This window comes from Streptomyces sp. NPDC056734, from assembly GCF_042790455.1.
Lineage (GTDB): Bacteria > Actinomycetota > Actinomycetes > Streptomycetales > Streptomycetaceae > Streptomyces.
The window spans coordinates 119,314-137,875 of the sequence record NZ_JBHTZD010000012.1 but is presented as its reverse complement, the minus strand read 5'-3'; the positions used below and the strand labels follow the sequence as shown (position 1 = coordinate 137,875).

Sequence of the window (18,562 nt, the reverse complement as noted above, 5' to 3'; positions counted from 1 at the left end):
GGCAGTTCTCACCTGCCGGGCCGCACGTCTGCCCACCGCCCGGATGCGCCAGGAGGTCGCCCCGCCCGGGTATCGCGCGCCCGGGCGGGGCTCGACGGGAACGGACGGATTCATCCGACGTCGGTGTTGCGGGCGAACGTGACCAGTCCGGCGAACGCTTCGGGGGAGAGCATGAGGACCGGGCCGTCGGTCTGCTTGGTGTCCCGGACGTGAATGACGCCGTGTGCCGACCCGTGGCCCGGGGCCCATTCGACGCAGTCCCCGCCGTTGGGACCGCTGTGGCTGGACTTCACCCACTCCATTCCATGGGGGTCCGGGGTGTTGGTCACCGTGCGTACTCCTCAAGGAATCGCTGAATGTGAGCGACGGATGCCCCAGGGCCAAGCGCTTCGGCCCGCAGGCAGTCGTAGGGCCGATCACACAACTCCCCGATGTCCTCGGAGAGTAGCGTTCTGACCACCACGTCAGAACACGAGGATTCACATGTCCTACCCCGCTGACAGGCCCACCGAGAGCGTGGGCACACGCATCCGTGCCATGCGTTTGATCCGTGACTACTCGCTTGCCGAACTGGGGCGGATGGCGCACGTCTCCAAGAGTCAGTTGTCCCGAGTCGAGAACGGCGAACAGCCCGCCAGCCCCTCCGTACTCGCTGCCGTCTCTCGCGCGCTGTCCGTCGACATCTCCGTACTCCACGGGCAGCCGTACATCAAGATCCTCCAGCAGGAGCAACTCGATGCCATGGTGTCCCCGATCAGTAGTGCCCTGGAAGCGTGGGACATCGAACTTGACGATGACCCGGAGCCGCGCTCCGTCGATGTCCTGGAAGCGGAGGTTGACCGGATGGTCCGTCTGCGCATCGGCGCGGACTTCTCGGAGACGGCCAAGATTCTTCCCGGGCTGATCACCGAGGTGGCCTCCGCGGTCCGTAGACAGGACACCCCAGGGCGAGAACGGGAGCGGGCGTACGCGCTTCAGACGGAGATGGCTCGAACGGCTGCCAGCGTCGCCTACCGCCTCGGCTACGCGGATCTCGCCCGTCTGGCCGTGGCGCGTATGGGTGCTGCGGCGCGAGAGTCCGGGGACCCGTGCCTCGTAGCCATCGAACGGTTCGAGCGCGCGGCCATCACCCACGGTTCGGCCGGTCGCGCGGACCGCAGTGTCGCCCTGATGCGCCAAGCGCTCCGCGACTTGGACGATGACGGGAGTCAGGCTGTGCGCGCTGTGCGCGGCATTCTGGTGCTGCGTGCGGCCACGTACGCCCGCCGGTCGAGAGACACAAGTGCGGCGGACAGCTGGATCGAGCAGGCGAACGAGATCGCGCAGATCACCGGGGACGTAGAGCTGTACGCGCTGTCCTTCGGGCCGCAATGGGTCCGGATGAGCCGGGTCTCCGACCTCAACGACACCGACGACCACGACGAAGCGCTGCGCCGGGCAACCGAGGTTCGGCTACCGGACCACTATCCGCCCAACAGGAGAGCGCACTTCTGGATCAACCGCGCACGCGCGGAGGCGTGGACCGCACGCCATGACAGCGCGTTGGAGTCGCTGGAGAACGCGCGCGACGCCGCCCCTCAGCTCACGAGGTTCCACCCAGAGGTGCATGAGACGGTCGGAACTCTGCTGCGGGCACGGAACCGAGCTTCGGATGCGCTGAGGGAGTTCGCGCAGTGGAGCGGTGTGTAGCGGATCGAGCACGCTGAGTCAATACTCTGCCGTTCCCAACGTGGGGACGGCAGAGCCTTGTTCTGTTGGCACGCTCTGAGGGTCAAGAAACCCCCGCGACCGAATGAACGGCCCGGGGCGTGGCCACCAGCCCTGAGGAGCTATGACGTGCCGAAGCGTATCGATCTGATCTTCGATCGCCTGTTACGGCTGGGAGCTGCCCTGGGTGCGGCTCTATTGGTCCGGCCGTATGTTTCGGCGTTCGGGGCGGAGCGGCACGTTCCCCGTCCCCGGGTGTGTGGTGCCACCGCGTTGATGCCCGTTGGTCTGATCGCGGCCATGTTCGCGTCGATCCACGACTCCAGTGCCCCCGGCAACGTACGGCCGGTGTTGCGCTGCTTGCTCCAGGAGCATTCCGGGGGCCGTCACCACGACCTGGCATGGGAGCTGGACGATTCAAGCGCGGGCGAGGTGTGGGCTCAGTGGGCGGACGGCCGGCGCCCTGACATGTTCCAGGTCATCCCCGACTGCAACACCCTGTCCGGGCCGACCCCCAAGGACGAGGCGTGCATTCTGTACGCCGGTCATCCCGGGTGTCACACCTGGGAGTACATCGACCCCGAGCACGACGCCATCGAGCGCAGCCCCGAGTTCCAGCGGGCCCTCTCCGATGTCCTGAAGGTTGTCATCCAGCGCGCCCCTGAGGAGGGCACGTAGTGAATGCCGGTACCCCGCCCGCCCCGGGCGCCTCCCGCATGACCATCGAGACCTACCGCATCCGGCCCGACGGTGAGCGCGTCGGCCACACCCGGCGGCGGACCTATCTCCCCGGTCCCGGGCCCCTCACCCTCGCCGACACCCTCCGCTGGCCCCCCTGCCGTTGCCCCCGCTGCCGCACCGGCCACGCGCCACCCGGCACCTGGTAGCCCGCCCCCGCCCGCACGGACAATCACCCCGTTCAGACGGGCGCGTACTCACCCGTCGCCGCGTCGTCGTCCACCGTGGGCGGGGGGCCCGGCAACGCCAGGGCCTCCCAGACCGTGTTCACCAGGTGCCGCGCCGACAGACCGTACTTCTCGAAGAGGTAGCGCGCGTCGTGGGAGCCCTCGGCGAAGGTGTCCTGGATGCCTACGCGGTGCAGGGGTCTGCCGCTGCCGGACTCGGCCATCACCTCGGCGACGGCCGAGCCGAGGCCGCCGATGACGGAGTGGTTCTCGGCGGTGACGACCACGCGGGACCGGGCCACCATCTGACGTACCGTCAGCGCGTCCAGGGGTTTGATGGCCAGTACCTGGACGACCGAGACATGGACGTCCGCCCTTGCCAGCGCCGCCGCGGCGGTCAGGGCCGGGGCGACCATCATCCCGCTGGCGAACACCGCCGCGTCCTCGCCCTCGGTGAGCGGGTGGGCCCGCGCCAGGGAGAGGCGGTGGCCGTCGGGGTGGAGGACGGGGACCTCGCCGCGCTTCAGGCGTACGTATGCCGGTCCCGGCAAGTCAACCAGCGCGCGGGCGATCTGCGCCGCCTCCGTGGCGTCGGCCACGTCGATCACCGTCATGTTGGGCAGGGCGCGCATCAGGGCGATGTCGTCGATGGCCTGATGGCTCGGGCCGCCCGGGGAGGAGACGCCGGGCATGAAGCCGATGATCCGTACCGGCAGCGCCGGGGCGGCGATCGCGTTGGCGATCTGGTCGTAGGGGCGGCGGGTGGCGAAGACGCCGAAGGTGTGGACGTAGGGGATGTGCCCGGAGCGGGCCAGCGCCCCGGCGAGACCCATCATGTGGGCCTCCGCCATACCCGCCTGCACAAACCGCTCCGGCAGCGCCTCCCGGAAGAGGTCGACCTCGCACTGCCGGGTCAGATCGCCGCTCAGACAGACGATCTCCTCGCGCTCCCGGGCCAGTTCCAGCAGCCCGGTGCCGTACGGCTTGAGGCGGGTGGCGAAGGGCGGCCTACGCATCGATGTCCTCCAGCGCCCTGGTCAGTTCCGCGACCGCCCGCGCCGCCGTCTCCGCCGACAGGGTGACGACGTGGCCGTCGGTGCCGGGGGGCAAGGAGTCGAGGCCATGCGTCGTCGACGTACGGCAGATGATCACCGACGGGTGGGCGTCCTGCGTTCGCGCCGCGTCCAGGGCGGTCAGGATCGCGGCCGGGTCGTGGCCGTCGACGTCCGTCGTCCACCAGCCGAAGGACGCCCACTTGGCGGCCAGCGGCTCGATCGTGGTGACGCTGTCCACCGGGCCGTCGACCTGCGAGTTGCTGGCGTCCAGCAGCACGGTCAGCCGGGACAGCCGGTGGTGCGCGGCGAACATGGCCGCCTCCCACACCTGGCCCTCCTCCATCTCACCGTCGCTCACCAGCGTGAAGGTATGGCTGTCCCGGCCGCGCATCCGGTCCGCGAGCGCGTAGCCCGTCGCCGCCGACAGGCCCTGCCCGAGCGAACCGCAGGTCAGGTCCACCACCGGCGAACGCTCCCCGCCGATCGCGTCGACCACCGAGCCATTGGCCCCGTACGCGGACAGTGCCGAGCGGTCCAGCAGCCCGAGGGCCACGGCCGCGGCGTACGGGGCGATGACGTAGTGACCGGGGGAGCAGACCAGCCGGTCCGTGCCGGGGCGGGCCACCGTGAAGACCGCGGCGACCTGCTCGGCGGCGGACAGCGCCTGCCCCAGATAGCCCGATCCCTGGCCGGCCACCATGTGCACGGCGTTCAGCCGGATGCGCAGCGCGAGCGCCTCGGGGTCGTCGACCGTCCACCGCGTTCCTGAGTCCGAGAAGCGCCGGACCGTGGGCATCAGCATCGAGCGGATCCTCCTTGACCGATCCCTGCATGGGCCGCACTGACTGCATGCCTGACTGCACATTGACTTTATTGGCCTAGCCACATTAGAGAATTTTCGAGGGGAACTGTCAATGGTTGTGCGGTATGGGCTTGACTTGGCGGGTGCTGACTTCGCACACTCCTTTTATTGGCTATGCCAATTGAATCTGTACGCCCCGCATCCCCAGCCAGCCAGGAGGACCCCGTGTCGTTGCAGGAGTTCATCGCCACGCCGTCGTTCGAGGAGTACCGCGAACGCTTCAAGGACTTCTTCGTCCTCGAACGCACGGACGGTGTGATCGTCGCCCGTGCCCACACCCTCGGCGGGCCGGTCCAGCTCAGCGTGGAGAACCACCGCGCGCTCGGCCAGCTGCTCAAGGTGATCGGGGCCGACCCCGAGAACGAGGTGCTGATCCTCACCGGCACCGGCGACGAGTTCATGATGGACTCGGACCCCGAGGGCTTCGCCCTGGAGGACGCGGACATGCCGTACTGGGCGTACGAGTACGCCTACAAGGACGGCCGGATCAACGTCAGCTCCCTGATCAACGACCTGGAGATACCGACCATCGGCATCATGAACGGCTCGGGGTTCCACTCCGAGATCGTGCTGATGTGTGACATCACCCTGTGCGCCGACGACGCCACCCTGTTCGACCTCCACTTCGACATCAGCTCGGTGCCCGGCGACGGCATCCACAGCTGCTTCCAGGAGCTGCTCGGCGTCAAGCGGGCCGCGTACGCCCTGCTCACCGGTGAGGCCATCACCGCCCAGCGGGCCCTGGAGTGGGGGATGGTCAACGAGGTACTGCCCCGCGAGGAGCTGCTGGCCCGGGCCCGGACCATCGCCGCCCACATCATGAGCCGGCCCCGCATCACCCGGCGGCTCACCACCCAGGTCATCCGGCGCCCGTGGCGCAAGCGGATCACCGACGACCTCGACGGCGGTTTCGGCATCCAGATGTTCGGCCATGTCGCCAAGCAGCGCTCCCTGCACGGCCGCGGACACATCGCCGACACCGTCGCCTACGTACGCAAGGGGCGTAAGAACAACTTCGACTGACAGGGACGGGGACTAGTGACGGGGAGGTGAGGGGTGGGGCGGCACCCGCCCCTCAGCCACTCATGCCTCAGCCCCCCGCCTCCAGATTCGCCGTCATCACCTCGTGGTGGTGCCGCACCGCGTACAGCGCCGACTCCACGTCCCGGCGCCGTACGGCGTCCAGGATCGGCTCGTGGATCGCGGTGAGCGCGGGGATGCGGGCGGGGGCCAGCCACTCCGGCACCGTGCCGTTGTCGATCCAGGTCCGGTACTCGTGGTTGATCAGCGTGGTGTGCACGCTGTCGAACATCGACGCCAGATAGGTGTTGTGGGCGGCGCTGACGAGCGTGGCGTGGAAGCGGGTGTCCGCGCTCATCCAGCTCGCCGTGTCCCCGCCGCTGTGGGCGAACGCGGCCAGCGCCTCCTGCGCCCGGTCCAGTTCGGCGGGCGTCGCCCGCTCGATGGCCCGCACCACGGCCGACGACTCCAGCGTGAGGCGTACCTCCGCGAGCTGGCCCACCGAGCCCGGCTCCATCTCCAGCATCAGCCCCATCGAGGCCGCGAGCGTCGCCTCCGGGCGCAGCCGTACGTACACCCCCGAACCGCGCCGGGACTCCACCAGGCCCTTGATGACCAGGATCCGGATGGCCTGGCTGACCGTCGGGCGGCTGGTGGACAGCAGCACCGCGAGGTCGCGTTCGGAGGGCAGCCGGGAGCCGTCCGGCAGGTCCCGGGCGAGGATCAGCTCCTGGACCCGGGCGGCGACGGCCTCGGCCGTGCCCTCCTGCCGGGTGAGCCCGAAGTCCCGCAGGGCCTGCCACGGGCTGTCCGGCGGGAAATCCTTCGCCTGTACCGCCACCGGTCCTCCTCCACCACCCGGGACCACCCCGTCCCGGTGATCGTCCACCGGAAACCTATACCCGGGGGCGGCGGGCGGCCCGGCGCCGGTACGTACCGCCGCCCCCGGGGCCTGGCTCACCAGTCCGTGGCCACGTACTTCGCCTCCGTGTACTCCAGGATCCCCTCATGGCCGCCCTCGCGGCCGATCCCGCTCTCCTTCACCCCGCCGAACGGCGCCGCCGGGTCGGACACCAGCCCCCGGTTCAGGCCCACCATGCCGGTCTCCAGCCGGTCCGCCAGGGCCAGGCCCCGGCGCAGATCCCGGGTGTAGAGGTACGACACCAGCCCGTACTCGGTGGCGTTGGCGAGGGCGATGGCCTCGTCCTCGTCGTGGAAGCGGACCAGCGGTGCCACCGGCCCGAAGATCTCCTCCGTCAGCAGCGCCGAGCCGGGCGCCACCCGGTCCAGGACGGTCGGCGTGTAGTAGTGGCCGATCCGGTCGGGTGTGTAGCCGCCGGTCAGGACCCGCGCACCCCGCTCCACCGCGTCCGCCACCAGCTCGTCCACCTTGGTGACCGCCTCCGCGTTGACCAGCGGCCCCACCTCGGTGTCCGGCGCGAGGCCCGGACCCATCCGCAGGGCGGCCATCGCGGCGGCGAGCCGGGTGCCGAACGCGTCGGCCAGTGACTCATGGACGTAGAAACGGTTCGCCGCCGTGCACGCCTCGCCCCCGTTGCGCATCTTGGCCAGCATCGCCCCCTCCACCGCCGCGTCGAGATCCGCGTCGGCCAGCACCAGGAAGGGCGCGTTGCCGCCCAGCTCCATCGACGTGCTCAGCACCCGGTCGGCGGCGACCCGCAGCAGCACCTTGCCGACCTCCGTGGAGCCCGTGAAGGAGAGCTTGCGGACAGCGGGCTGCGCCAGCAGCGTGGACACGACCGGCCCGGAACGGTCGGCCGGCAGCACATTGACCACCCCCGCGGGCACCCCCGCCTCCGCCAGCAGCGCCCCGATGGCCAGCGCGGTCAGCGGGGTGTCACTGGCGGGCTTGAGCACCACCGCGCAGCCCGCGGCGAGCGCCGGGCCGATCTTCCGGGTGGCCATCGCCGCCGGGTAGTTCCAGGGGGTGACCAGGACCGCGACCCCGATCGGCGCCCGGTCCACCAGGATGCGGTGGCCGCCCGCCGGAGCGCGGGTCACCGTCCCCTCCAGGCGTACTGCCTCCTCCGCGTACCAGCGCAGGAACTCGGCCGCGTACGCCACCTCGGCCCGCGCGTCCGGCAGGGCCTTGCCGTTCTCGGCGCTGATCAGCGTGGCGAAGAACTCCGCCCGCTCGGTCATCAGCTCCCAGGCCCGGCGCAGGACGACCGAACGCTCCCGGGGCGGGGTCACGGCCCAGCCGGGCTGGGCACGGGCGGCGGCCGTCACGGCGGCCACCGCGTCCGCCTCCCCGGCGGAGGCGACCTTCGCCAGCGGGGCCGTCGTCGCGGGGTCGTGGACGGTCAGGGTCCGGCCGTCGGCGGCGGGCCGGAACTCGCCGTCCAAGAGCAGGTCGGTGGGGCAGCGGTCCAGGGCTTGGGTCAGGTTCATGGGTGGTTCCTCAAGGGTGCATCAGGGGGTGCGGGTCAGGGGGTGCGTGAGGGGAAGGGCGGCCGGGGCCGGGCATGCGGAAGCCGCCGTGCGCGTGCCGGAGCAGGACAGGGCGCGGGCACGCGCACAGCGGGGTCAGGAGGGAACGGCGGGGTGGTGGATCTGCGGCCAGGTCAGTTGTCGCGCAGGCCCGCCGCCCTCGCCTCCACCTCGTACAGCGCGGCGTAGTCCCGCTCCGCGAAGCCGTGGCCGATCGCGGTCTGTACGAGCTGGTGGACCATCGCGCTCACCGGCATCGGCACCTCCAGTGAGCGGGCCGCGCCGAGACCGAGGTCGAAGTCCTTGCGCAGCATCTTGTTGTTGAAGGTGGGCGTGTAGTCGCGTTCGACCATGGCCCGGCCCTTGTGGCGGATGAAGGTGGAGCCGAGGACCGAGCCGTTGATGAAGTCGACGAACGCCTCCGGGGCCACCCCGCCCTTCTCCGCCAGGATGGTGACCTCCGCGAGGGCCTGGGTGATCATGCCGAGCAGCAGGTTGTGACAGATCTTCACCAGCCGGCTCTGCTCATCGGGCCCGGCGTGCACCACGGTCGGCGAGATGCTGCCCAGCCAGGGCGCCACCCGGTCGAAGGTCTCACGCGGCCCGGAGGCGACGATCGCGCTCTTGCCGTCGGCGACCATGTGCGGGTTGCCGCTGATCGGGGCGGCGAGGAAGCCGACCCCGGCCGCCGCGGCGGCCTCGCGCACCTCGGCGGACGCCTCCGCGGACACGGTGGAGCAGTCCACGATGACCTCGGGACGGCGCGGGCCGCTCAGCAGACCGTTCTCACCGGTGGTGACGGCGAGCAGATCGGCGCTGGTGGAGACCATCACGAAGACGACGGACGCCTCGGTGAGGTCGGCGATCGAGCCGACCACGGTCGCGCCCTGACCGGCGAGCGGCGCGGCCTTCGCGGCCGTACGGTTCCACACCAGCAGGTCGGCGCCGCCCTTGAGCAGGGCCGCGGCCATCACCGAGCCCATGGCGCCGGTACCGAGCCAGCCGAGGCGCTCCACGGGGGTGTCGTTCATTGTTCTGCCTTTCTGATCACTACGGGAGTACGGGAGTTGGTGAGTTGGGAGTAGGGGGACGTGGGTGGTCACGGGTGCTTCTGCGCGCCCGCGCCGGTGCCTGCGGTGGCTGCCGCCGCCACCGACTCGGCCCGCAGTGCCCGCCGCTGCGCCGTGCGGGCCGCCTGGCGGGCCGGGTCGGCTATGAGGGTGGAGGCCAGCAGGGTGCGGGTGTAGGGGTGGGCGGGGGAGTCGTACACCTGGGCCGCCGGGCCGGACTCCACCAGTTCGCCGAGGCTCAGTACCGCGATCTCGTCGCTCATGTGCCGGACGACCTCCAGGTCGTGGGCGATGAACAGATAGCTGACCCCGAGATCGCGCTGGAGTTCCTGGAGCAGATTGATGACCTGGCTCTGGGTGGAGACATCCAGCGCGGACACCGGCTCGTCGCAGACGATCAGCCGGGGGCGCGTCGCCAGGGCCCGCGCGATGGCGACGCGCTGACGCTGGCCGCCGGAGAGTTCGTGCGGATAGCGGTCCGCGTGGTGCGGGGCGAGGCCCACCCGGTCGAGGGCCCCGCCGGTCTCCCGCTCCCGCTCGGCGCGGGACAGCGGGCGGTGCCGGGTGAGGGCCTGGCCGAGGGTGTCGGCGATGGTCTGCCGGGGGTTGAGGGAGGACAGCGGATCCTGGAAGACGACCTGTACGTCCCGGCGGAAGGACAGCGGCGTACGGCGTCCGAAGGCGTCGATGTCCTGTCCGTCGAAGACGATCCGGCCCTCTGAGATCGGGGAGAGCCGCAGCACGGCCCGTCCGATGCTGCTTTTCCCGGAGCCGGACTCGCCGACCAGGCCCAGGGTGCGGCCCGCGCCGATCGTGAAGCTGACGTCCTTCACGGCGGTGAAGGTCTTCGCCCGCCCGGACATGCTCCGGCCGAGCCGGTAGCGCACGGTCAGATTCTCCACCGAGAGCAGCGGGGTGCCGGGGGCGTTCATCGGGCACCCGCCAGGTGGAGTTCGCCGCTGCGCAGACAGCGCGCGCCCTGGAGGTCGAGGGTGACCGTGCCGGTGCGGCAGTCGTCGGTGGCGTACCGGCAGCGCGGGTGGAAGCGGCAGCCGTCCGGCCAGTCCCAGGCGGGCGGCACCCGGCCGGGGATGGTCGGCAGCGGCTCACCGTCGGACCCGGCACGCGGTACGGCGTCCAGCAGCGCCTCGGTGTAGGGGTGCCGGGGGTGCGCGAAGGCGTCCGTCACCTCGCGCGTCTCCACGATCTGACCGGCGTACATGACGGCGATCCGGTCGCAGCTGTCGGCGACGACCCCCAGGTCGTGGGTGATGATCAGCAGGGACATGTCGAGCCGTTCCCGCAGGGAGGCCAGCAGGTCCAGAACCTGGGCCTGGATGGTCACATCGAGGGCGGTGGTCGGTTCGTCGGCGATCAGCAGCTCGGGGTCGCAGGCGAGGGCGCCCGCGATGACGACCCGCTGGGCCATGCCGCCGGAGAACTGGTGCGGATAGTCCTTGAGCCGTTCCCTGGGCTCGGGCACACCTACCAGGTCGAGCAGTTCGGCCGCCCGGTCGGTGGCCTCCTTGCGGGACAGCGGGCGATGCGCGCGGATCGCGTCGGTGAGCTGACGGCCCACCGTGTGCACCGGGGACAGCGCCGACATCGGGTCCTGGAACACCATCCCGACCCGCAGCCCGCGCACCTTGCGCAGCTCCTCGCCGCGCAGACCGGTCAGCTCGGTGGTGCCGAGCCGGACGGAGCCTTCCCGGACGGAGACGCCCCGGGGCAGCAGCCCGAGGATCGCGGACGCGGTGATGGACTTGCCGCACCCCGACTCACCCACCAGCCCGAAGGTCTCACCGCGCCGGATGTGGAAGGAGACGGCGGAGGCGAGTTCGGAGCCCTGGGAGTCGACGACGGTCAGCTTGTCGACCGACAGGAGGGCGTCCTCGGGGACGGGCGGGATGTGGTCGGCGACGACCGCGGCCTTCGCGACCTTCGCGGCCATCCCGGACCCGGGCTCGGCACCGGTTCCAGACCCGGATTCGGCACCGGTTCCGGACCCGGCCGGCGTCCTCGCCTTCCCGCCCGGCCGTGGCGCACCCCCGGCCCGCGGTGACGTCGCGTCCCGCAGTCCGTCGCCCAGCAGGTTGAACACCAGCACGCTCAGGGTGAGCGCCGCGCCCGGCAGGATCGCGAGCAGCGGATGGTCGGTCACATGCTGGCGGGACGCGTCCAGCATGGCGCCCCAGCTCACCTGGGAGGTGTCCGCGCCGACCCCGAGGAAGCTCAGGGTCGCCTCGATCAGCAGGGCGGTGCCCGCGGCGATGGACGCCTGGACGATGAGCGGCGCCGACACGTTCGGCAGCACCTGCCGGAACATGATCGCCGAGTCGCGCAGGCCCAGGACCCGGGCGGCGTCGACGTACAGCCGTTCCCGTTCGGCCAGCACGACCGCGCGGGTGATGCGCAGGAAGCTGACCGCGAAGACCAGGCCGACGGCGAGCATCGCGTTGCCGAGGCCGTTGCCGAGGACCGCGACCAGGGCGAGGGCCAGCAGCAGGGCGGGGATGGACTGGAGGACATCCGCGACGCGCATGCCGATCCGGTCCCACCAGCCGCCCCGGTAGCCGACGAACAGGCCGACGGACACACCCAGCACCAGGCCGATGGCCACGCTCTGGGTGCTGGCCAGCAGCGCGGTGCGGGTGCCGAAGATCAGCCGGGACAGGGTGTCGCGGCCGAGGTCGTCGGTGCCGAGCCAGTGATCACCGCTGGGACCCTGGAGCTTGTTCTGGACGTCCGGGTGCAGTGGGTCGTACGGGGCGATCAGCGGGGCCGCGAACGCGATGACGGCCTGGAGGGCCAGCAGGGACAGGCAGATCAGGGTGACCGGCCGCCCCAGCACCCGGCGCAGGGTACGGCCGCGCGGCCGGGCCGCCCCCTCGGAGGCGGCCGCCTCGGCAGCGGGGGCGCCGGTGACCGCGCCGCCCGGGGATGTCTCGCTCACTGGGGTCTCACCTTCGGGTTGAGCACGCCGTACAGGAGGTCGGCCGCCAGATTGACCAGCAGGACGATGACCGCCACCAGGACGATGGAGCCCTGGAGCACCGGATAGTCGGCGCGCACGACGCTGTCGATCAGGAGGGTCCCGAGGCCCGGGACGGCGAAGATCCGTTCGATGACGAAGCTGGCGGCCACCAGCACCGACATCTGGATCGCGATGACGGCCAGCACCGGGACCATGGCGTTCTTCACCGCGTACCGCAGCACGATCCGCCGCCGGTGGATGCCCCGGGCCAGCAGCGTCTGGACGAACGGCGAGTCCAGGGCGTCGATCATCGCGCTGCGGGTCTGCCGGGCGATGACGGCCGCCGTGTGGGAGCCCAGCGCGACGGCGGGCAGGATCATCCCGGTGAACCAGGCGCCCGGGTCCTCGGTGAACGGCGTGTACCCGACCACCGGCAGCCAGCCGAGCTGGACCGCGAAGACCAGCACCAGCAGCAGCGCCAGCCAGAAGCTGGGCACCGCGAGCCCGAGCGCGACCAGCACGGTCAGGATCCGGTCGGCCGCCGAGCCCGGCCGCAGCGCGCCCAGGATGCCCAGCGGGATGCCGACGAGCAGGGCCAGCGCCATGCCCGCGAGGGCCAGGGACAGGGTGATGCCGATGCCGGTCGACAGTGACTCGCCGACCGGGGTCCCGGTGTACAGGGAGGAGCCGAGATCACCGGTGAGGGCGCCGCCCAGCCAGCTCCCGTACTGCTCGGCGGCCGGCCGGTCGAGACCCAGCTGGGCGCTGAGGGCGGCCTTGTCGGCGGCCGGGGCACCCTCGCCCAGGATCTGCGCCACCGGGTCGGTGGGCGTCAGATGGACGAGGGTGAAGACGAACGCCGAGACCAGGAGAAGCGTGGGCAGCGCGGAGAGCAGCCGCTGGACGACGAACTTGGTCATGGCCGGGCGCTCCCCGCCACCGGTTCGTCCAGCACCCGCGAGCGCACCCGGTAGGTCGCCTCGCCCGCGGCGGCGGCGTCGAGGTCGGTGAGGCGTCCGCCGCGCTTGCGCAGCTTTCCGCCCACCACGACCGTGTCGACATCGCCGGGCCCGGCCTGGAGGACCACGTGCGCGGCCGGGTCGCCGAGGGCGACGCCGTACGGCGCGGTGTCGACGAGGATCAGGTCGGCGAGACAGCCGGGCGCGATCCGGCCCAGCTCATGGCCGAGGCCCAGTGAGCGGGCGGCGTTGACGGTGGCGTACTCCAGCATGTGCCGGGGCTGCACCAGCGGCGTCCCGGGGCGGCGGGCCAGCGGATAGCGTCCGGCCTCTCGCTCCTCGGCGGCGTCGACGTTGCGCATCAGCAGATATGTGAGCCGCATCGCCGCGAACAGGTCGATGGCGACCCGGGCGTTGGTGTCGATGCCCAGGCTGGAGCAGACGCCCGCGCGGTGGGCGCGGTTCAGGACGGTCATGGACCGGCCGCCGCCGAACTCGCCCTCGGGGGTGAAGGAGATCCCGCCGCCGAGCCCGGCCAGCAGTTCCAGTTCGGCGTCGTCGGCGGCGTTGGCGTGCGCGGGCAGGATGTCGGCGCCGAGGAGCCCGGCGTCGTGCAGGGCGCGGATCTGCCCCGCCGGGTTCTGGTGGACCGTCATCCGCAGGCCCAGTTCCCGGGCGAGCGCGACCTCGGCGGCCGTACGGTCCAGGTCGCCGAACTCCAGGGAGGACAGCGCCATCCCGAGGCGCAGCGGGCCGCCGTCACCGATCCGGGCGGTCAGCTCGCGTACGTGCTCCAGCCGCCAGGCGTGGTCCTCGGGCGGGGCGCCGAAACTGCCCAGCATGCCGTACGCCCACAGCACCCGCTGCCCGGTGGCCTGGTGGGCCCGCAGCCCGGCCTCGGCGTGCTCGGGGGACATGACGTTGTGGCAGAAGTCCAGGACGCCCGTCACGCCGCCGTCGATCATCTGCACCGAACCGGCGAAGGTGGCGTCCTGGATGTCCTCGGGGGTGAAGTTCTCCCGCAGCCGGAACACGCGCGACTGGTAGTCGTCGAACGTCCAGCCGTCGGCGTACAGCCCCTTGAGCGGGGTCTGCCAGGCGTGCATATGGGTGTCGATCAGGCCCGGCAGGGCGATCATGCCCCGGGCGTCGACGGTCTCGGCGCCGGGCGCGGACAGGTGCTGGCCGACGGCGGTGATCCGGTCGCCGGACACCAGGATGTCGGCCCGGTCCAGGTCGCCGAGGGTGTCGTCCATGGTGAGGACGGTGGCGTCACGGATGAGAAGAGCGGGCGCGGTGGACTGGGTCCCGGTCTCAGGCACGGCTGACTCCCTGGGGTGCGAACGAGGTGACGGGCAGGTCGGCGAAGGGCGCGGCGGTGTGCACGACCTGGCCGCCGACGACGGTGAGGACGGACTCGATCCGGTCGATCAGCTCGTGCTCGACGGCGAAGTAGTCGTCGCTGAGCACGGCGAGGTCGGCGAGCAGCCCCGGCTCCAGCCGCCCGCGCTCGTTCTCCTCGAAGCTGAACCAGGCGCCGGAGGCGGTGTACCCGCGCAGCGCCTCTTCCCGGGTGAGCAGATTGTGCGGCGCGAGCGTCGCGGTGCCCTGGACGGTCCGCCCGTCCAGGAACCACGCGATCGTCGCCCACGGGTTGTACGAGGCGACGCGCATCGCGTCGGAACCGAGCCCGGTGGGGATGCCCCGCTCCAGCATCAGCCGCAGCGGCGGCGCCTCGGCGACCGTCTTCTCGCCCCAGATCGCCAGCGCCTCCTCGCCCTGGAACCGGTACAGGCCCTGCGCGAGGACCCCGGCGCCGAGGGCGGCGATCCGTTCGACGTCGGTGGTGGTGAGGGGTTCGGCGTGGACGAGTGCCCAGCGCAGCGGGCTGATGTCGTGCTCGGCGTGCACGTCCTCCCACGCGCCGAGCACCGCGTCGATGGTCTCGTGCTGGTGGGCGTGGGTGTGCACGGTCCAGCGGTTGCGGGCCAGCTCGCCGAAGATCTCCCGGAACCGGGCCCGGATGTCGTCGTCGATCTCCACCGGGTGGGCGATCTTGTCGACGGTCGCGTACAGGATCACCTCGCCGACGCCGATCACCCGCAGCATGCCGTCGCCGACGTCGAGGGCGGTGTAGCGCTGGTATCCGGCGAGGTCGTCGGTCTCGGTCCCGGCCCGCTCGGCGTGCACGGCGAGGCGGGTGCGCAGGGTGAGTTCGCCGCGCCGCCAGGTCTCCCGGATCGCGGGGTAGGCGGCGGGGCCGCTGTTGAAGCCGCCGCCGTCGATGGCGCCGGTCAGGCCGAGCCGGTTCAGCGCGCGGGACATCTCGGCGGTGGAGGCGACCTGCTCCTCGAAGGTGGGGGCCGGCATCCGCCGGTAGAACCACTCCATGAGGGGGGTGCCGTTGACCTTGCCGGTCAGTTCGCCGTCCGGGCCGGTCTCGAAGGCGGTGGCGGGGAAGCCCTGGCCGGCCAGCTCGCGCACGAGGTCGTGGTCGACGCCGAGTTCCCGCATGGCGGCGGTGTTCAGGACGGCCCAGTCGTACAGGAACTGCACATAGACGGGGTGGTCGGGGGCGGCCCGGTCCAGCTCGGCGCGGCTCGGGCCGCGGTTCTCCGGGAACTGGGCCGGGTGCCAGCCGCCGATGACCCGGATCCAGGTTCCCTTCGGGCGCTCGGTGGCGCGGCGGGCTATGGCGGCGAGGCCGCTGTCCAGGGTCCGCTCGTCCTCCCAGCGGACCTCGTCGCGCCAGGTCCGTCCGGCCCGTACGACATGGACATGGGAGTCGATCAGCCCGGGGACGACCCGCCGCCCCTGGAGGTCGACCACGGTGGTGCCGGGACCCGCCAGCTCGCGGATCTCCTCGGTGGAGCCGGTGGCGGCGACCCGGTCACCGGTCACGGCCAGGGCCTGGACCTCGGCGGTCCGCGGATCGTCGGACATCGTGGTGATCAGGCCATTGACCAGGACCAGATCGGGGTGGGCGTACGCGGAGGGCGTGCTGCTCATGGGTGAGTTTCTCCATGCGGTGGATACGGGAACGGAAGCCGCGGGGTGGGGACGGCGACACGAGGGACGTGCCCGGGGCGATCGGCGGGGCACGGCGGGTACGGCGGATACGGCGGGGTGGTGCGGGGCCGTGCGGATGGGGGACCCGCGCCGGGCCCCGGGCCGGTGTCGGGCCGGTGTCGGGCCGGTGTCGGGCCGGTCAGTCCTGGACGCGGGCTTCCTTGTAGCGGAAGACGGCGACCTCGTGATCGGTCGAGACGATGTTGTCGACGTTCTTGGGGTCGTAGGCCCAGAAGCCGGAGTAGTCGAAGTAGCCGCAGTCCAGGGCCTCGTCGTCGACGATCGTGGACAGCTCGCGCCAGGCGGCCTCCTGCTGCTCGGGCGTCTTCGCGTCCAGCCCGCCGCGCACGGCCGCGTCCAGCCGGGGGAAGGTCACCCGCTGCGGATTGCTGGAGGCGTCCGGGGCGAACTTGCGCACGTAGTAGTCGTACGGGCCGGAGCGCGCCCCGTCGGAGAGGATCGCGGCCGGGTACTTGCCGCTCTGGTAGACACTCAGGAACTGCGGGAAGTTGGGCGTCTCCAGCTCCACCTCGACGCCGATGGCGGCCATCTGACTGCGGAACAGCTCGGCGATGGTGCGCTGGGTGTCATAACTGATCAGGGTGAACTTGCGCTTACCGCCGCCGAGTTCCGACATCAGCTGCTTGGCCTTGTCGACGTCGTGCGGGTAGCCCTTGAGTCCGGGGGCGTAACCGGACTGGCCCTCCTGGAAGCGCTGGACGGGGACCTCGCCCTTGCCGCCGAGCGCCGCGTCCACGTAGTCCTGAGGGTTCATGGCGTAGCAGACGGCCTGGCGGAACTTCTTGTCCTTGAAGACGCCCTTCATGTCGTACATCTGCAAGTGCCACAGCACCGACGGGAACCAGGTGGAGGCGAGTCCTTCCTTCTCGGCCCGGTCGGCCAGCGGGGGAGTGGTCCAGGCGACGTCGATCTGCCCGGCGCGCAGCGCGTTGTAGAGGCTGTCGGGGTCGTTGATCTGGGTGACCTCGACGCGGGAGGGGCCGACGGACTTCTTGTCGTAGTACTGGTCGAAGGCCGTGACGACGGTCCGCAGTCCCTTCACGGACGCCTTGGCGTCGTACTTCCAGGGGCCGGTGCCGACGCCCTTGGTCTTCCAGTCGCCGTCCGCGAGGGCCTTGGGGGAGACCATGTACATCCCGAGCCGCGCGAGGTTGTTCAGCAGCGCGGGCGCGGGTTCCTTCAGGTCGATGCGGACATGGGTGGCGTCGACGGCGGTGGCCGACTTCATGGCCGCCAGCTGGGTGCGGTACTGGCTGGGGGTGCTGCCGATGCGCTTGAGGTTGGCGACCACGGCGGCGGCGTCGAACGGCGTGCCGTCGTGGAAGAGCACTCCGGAGCGCAGGGTGAGATCGATCCGCAGCGGGGTCTGCTCCCAGGAGGTGGCGAGCTGCGGGCGCAGCGTGGTGCCGTCCTTGTCCAGGCTGATCAGCGACTCGTACACCAGGGAGGTGTAGGTCGCGTTCTGCTTGGTGACGGTCTCCCAGTCGTCGAACTGCTGGTTGGTGCCGAACCTCAGGGTGCCGCCGGCACCACCGGCGCCGGAGTCGCCGGAGCCGCCCGAGGCGGAGCCGCCACACGCGGTGAGGGTGACGGCGAGGGCGGTGGCGAGCAGGATGCCGCCCACCGTACGGGGGTGGCGGGCACCTGCTGCGGACCCTCGGGACCGCCGTGCGGACCCGGGTCTGGCATTGACTGTCACGGCGAGGACCTCCACAGAACTGCGGGGGCGTCGGAAGCGACGCGCTGTGCGTCATAGTGGACGCATCGTGCAGGATTGTTGTCAAGGGTTGCACTTCCGTCTCTTGAAAACCCGCTTGTCAGGGGGGTCAATGGTCTGGCAATGGTGCATAACACCCTCGACCTCTGTTCAGCATCCTGTGCACAGCTGTACAGTCGTGTGCAGTCCGCTATCGTTGTCCAACGCGTGGAGCCGGGAGGTGAACCCGGCGGAGGCGCGTGGCGCGCGAACAGCGCGCGAACGCGGACCGTCCCAGCGACCAGGAGGCGCGATGAAGACCGAGGGGGGAAGCCTCGATCTCGGTGCGAGGCTCAGGAGGGTCCGCTCCGAGCGCGGCCTGTCGCTGCGCGAGCTGGGGAAGCTGGCCGGCTGCTCCGCGAGCCTGATCTCGCAGGTCGAGCGCGGCCAGACGGCGCCGTCCGCCGGGGTGATCTACGGCCTGGCCAACGCGCTGGACATCCCCCTGGAGTACCTCTTCGGCACCGGGGGCATCGAGGACACGCCCGTGCCCGGCGGGGCGCGGGTGGTGGGCTCACCCTTCGCGGCGGGCGGCGGAGGCGGTGGCACGGGGGGTGCGGTTGGTTCCGGAGCGCGGGAGGGCAATGGGCGCCCGGGGGCCGGTGCGGGGCCGGGGGGGAGTGGGGGGGCACCGCGCCCGGCCCAGGCACCCGCCGCGGGGCCCAACCTCCAGCCCCCATCCCGCCGCCCCCCCCTACACCGCGCCACAGGGG

The 18,562-nt window shown here is 71.3% G+C and carries 17 protein-coding genes; 5 read left to right on the top strand and 12 right to left on the bottom strand.

The genetic code is table 11. The features are described from left to right. Nucleotides 1–110: 110 nt before the first annotated feature. Entirely contained in the window at nt 111–302 is a 192-nt protein-coding gene (locus ACFRFC_RS19795; RefSeq protein ID WP_382690365.1) for a DUF397 domain-containing protein, read from the bottom strand. A gap of 181 nt (nt 303–483) precedes the next feature. Here ACFRFC_RS19795 and ACFRFC_RS19790 point away from each other — a divergent pair, with 181 nt between their 5' ends. From ACFRFC_RS19790 to ACFRFC_RS19780, 3 genes are all read left to right on the top strand, one after another. Further along, the gene (locus ACFRFC_RS19790; protein ID WP_382690155.1) at nt 484–1,689 is read left to right on the top strand and encodes a helix-turn-helix domain-containing protein; all 1,206 of its coding nucleotides are present in this window, start codon (nt 484–486) and stop codon (nt 1,687–1,689) included. Between the two features lie 294 nt (nt 1,690–1,983). Next, nucleotides 1,984–2,385: a hypothetical protein gene (locus ACFRFC_RS19785; protein ID WP_382690157.1), complete on the top strand. Its 402-nt coding sequence runs from the start codon at nt 1,984–1,986 to the stop codon at nt 2,383–2,385. Beyond that, nucleotides 2,385–2,594, top strand: coding sequence for a hypothetical protein (locus ACFRFC_RS19780; RefSeq protein ID WP_382690159.1), 210 nt, complete (start codon nt 2,385–2,387; stop codon nt 2,592–2,594). Before ACFRFC_RS19785 ends, ACFRFC_RS19780 begins: the two co-directional genes overlap by 1 nt. Nucleotides 2,595–2,626: 32 nt before the next feature. On the opposite strand, the gene ACFRFC_RS19775 is transcribed toward ACFRFC_RS19780, so the two are convergent. Then, on the bottom strand, nt 2,627–3,628 hold the full coding sequence (locus tag ACFRFC_RS19775; RefSeq protein WP_382690162.1) for a transketolase family protein: 1,002 nt from the start codon (nt 3,626–3,628) through the stop codon (nt 2,627–2,629). Further along, nucleotides 3,621–4,469, bottom strand: coding sequence for a transketolase (locus ACFRFC_RS19770; RefSeq protein ID WP_382690164.1), 849 nt, complete (start codon nt 4,467–4,469; stop codon nt 3,621–3,623). Before ACFRFC_RS19770 ends, ACFRFC_RS19775 begins: the two co-directional genes overlap by 8 nt. A gap of 225 nt (nt 4,470–4,694) precedes the next feature. On the opposite strand from ACFRFC_RS19770, the gene ACFRFC_RS19765 reads away from it, so the two are divergent. Then, complete coding sequence (locus ACFRFC_RS19765) at nt 4,695–5,552, top strand: enoyl-CoA hydratase/isomerase family protein (RefSeq protein ID WP_382690166.1); 858 nt, start codon at nt 4,695–4,697, stop codon at nt 5,550–5,552. Between the two features lie 67 nt (nt 5,553–5,619). Here the strand turns inward: ACFRFC_RS19765 and ACFRFC_RS19760 are convergent, their stop codons facing one another. From ACFRFC_RS19760 to ACFRFC_RS19720, 9 genes are all read right to left on the bottom strand, one after another. Beyond that, nucleotides 5,620–6,390 carry a FadR/GntR family transcriptional regulator gene (locus tag ACFRFC_RS19760; protein WP_382690168.1) on the bottom strand — a complete coding sequence of 257 codons (771 nt, stop codon included), beginning with the start codon at nt 6,388–6,390 and terminating at the stop codon, nt 5,620–5,622. 116 nt (nt 6,391–6,506) lie between these two features. Beyond that, nucleotides 6,507–7,961, bottom strand: coding sequence for an NAD-dependent succinate-semialdehyde dehydrogenase (locus tag ACFRFC_RS19755; protein ID WP_382690170.1), 1,455 nt, complete (start codon nt 7,959–7,961; stop codon nt 6,507–6,509). Nucleotides 7,962–8,134: 173 nt separating this feature from the next. Next, nucleotides 8,135–9,031 carry an NAD(P)-dependent oxidoreductase gene (locus ACFRFC_RS19750; RefSeq protein ID WP_382690172.1) on the bottom strand — a complete coding sequence of 299 codons (897 nt, stop codon included), beginning with the start codon at nt 9,029–9,031 and terminating at the stop codon, nt 8,135–8,137. A 68-nt stretch (nt 9,032–9,099) separates the two neighbouring features. Further along, complete coding sequence (locus ACFRFC_RS19745; protein WP_382690174.1) at nt 9,100–10,002, bottom strand: ATP-binding cassette domain-containing protein; 903 nt, start codon at nt 10,000–10,002, stop codon at nt 9,100–9,102. Then, entirely contained in the window at nt 9,999–12,023 is a 2,025-nt protein-coding gene (locus tag ACFRFC_RS19740) for a dipeptide/oligopeptide/nickel ABC transporter permease/ATP-binding protein (RefSeq protein ID WP_382690176.1), read from the bottom strand. Before ACFRFC_RS19740 ends, ACFRFC_RS19745 begins: the two co-directional genes overlap by 4 nt. Further along, entirely contained in the window at nt 12,020–12,964 is a 945-nt protein-coding gene (locus ACFRFC_RS19735; protein WP_382690178.1) for an ABC transporter permease, read from the bottom strand. The genes ACFRFC_RS19740 and ACFRFC_RS19735 overlap by 4 nt, the downstream gene beginning before the upstream one ends. Continuing rightward, complete coding sequence (locus tag ACFRFC_RS19730; protein WP_382690181.1) at nt 12,961–14,325, bottom strand: amidohydrolase family protein; 1,365 nt, start codon at nt 14,323–14,325, stop codon at nt 12,961–12,963. Before ACFRFC_RS19730 ends, ACFRFC_RS19735 begins: the two co-directional genes overlap by 4 nt. Beyond that, a complete protein-coding gene (locus ACFRFC_RS19725; protein WP_382690183.1) occupies nt 14,318–16,012 on the bottom strand; it encodes an amidohydrolase in 1,695 nt (564 codons plus the stop codon). Before ACFRFC_RS19725 ends, ACFRFC_RS19730 begins: the two co-directional genes overlap by 8 nt. A 199-nt stretch (nt 16,013–16,211) precedes the next feature. Next, on the bottom strand, nt 16,212–17,717 hold the full coding sequence (locus ACFRFC_RS19720) for an ABC transporter substrate-binding protein (protein ID WP_382690185.1): 1,506 nt from the start codon (nt 17,715–17,717) through the stop codon (nt 16,212–16,214). A gap of 385 nt (nt 17,718–18,102) precedes the next feature. Between ACFRFC_RS19720 and ACFRFC_RS19715 the strand changes: the two genes are divergently transcribed. Further along, nucleotides 18,103–18,562: helix-turn-helix domain-containing protein (locus ACFRFC_RS19715; protein ID WP_383112635.1), on the top strand; the 460-nt coding region annotated here is incomplete at its 3' end.

Coding starts and splice junctions, on each gene's coding strand:
- ACFRFC_RS19790 (WP_382690155.1), top strand. CDS start 484: ATGTCCTACCCCGCTGACAGGCCCACCGAGAGCGTGGGCACACGCATC.
- ACFRFC_RS19755 (WP_382690170.1), bottom strand. CDS start 7,961: ATGAACCTGACCCAAGCCCTGGACCGCTGCCCCACCGACCTGCTCTTG.
- ACFRFC_RS19795 (WP_382690365.1), bottom strand. CDS start 302: ATGGAGTGGGTGAAGTCCAGCCACAGCGGTCCCAACGGCGGGGACTGC.
- ACFRFC_RS19785 (WP_382690157.1), top strand. CDS start 1,984: ATGCCCGTTGGTCTGATCGCGGCCATGTTCGCGTCGATCCACGACTCC.
- ACFRFC_RS19725 (WP_382690183.1), bottom strand. CDS start 16,012: ATGAGCAGCACGCCCTCCGCGTACGCCCACCCCGATCTGGTCCTGGTC.
- ACFRFC_RS19770 (WP_382690164.1), bottom strand. CDS start 4,469: ATGCTGATGCCCACGGTCCGGCGCTTCTCGGACTCAGGAACGCGGTGG.
- ACFRFC_RS19735 (WP_382690178.1), bottom strand. CDS start 12,964: ATGACCAAGTTCGTCGTCCAGCGGCTGCTCTCCGCGCTGCCCACGCTT.
- ACFRFC_RS19745 (WP_382690174.1), bottom strand. CDS start 10,002: ATGAACGCCCCCGGCACCCCGCTGCTCTCGGTGGAGAATCTGACCGTG.
- ACFRFC_RS19750 (WP_382690172.1), bottom strand. CDS start 9,031: ATGAACGACACCCCCGTGGAGCGCCTCGGCTGGCTCGGTACCGGCGCC.
- ACFRFC_RS19775 (WP_382690162.1), bottom strand. CDS start 3,628: ATGCGTAGGCCGCCCTTCGCCACCCGCCTCAAGCCGTACGGCACCGGG.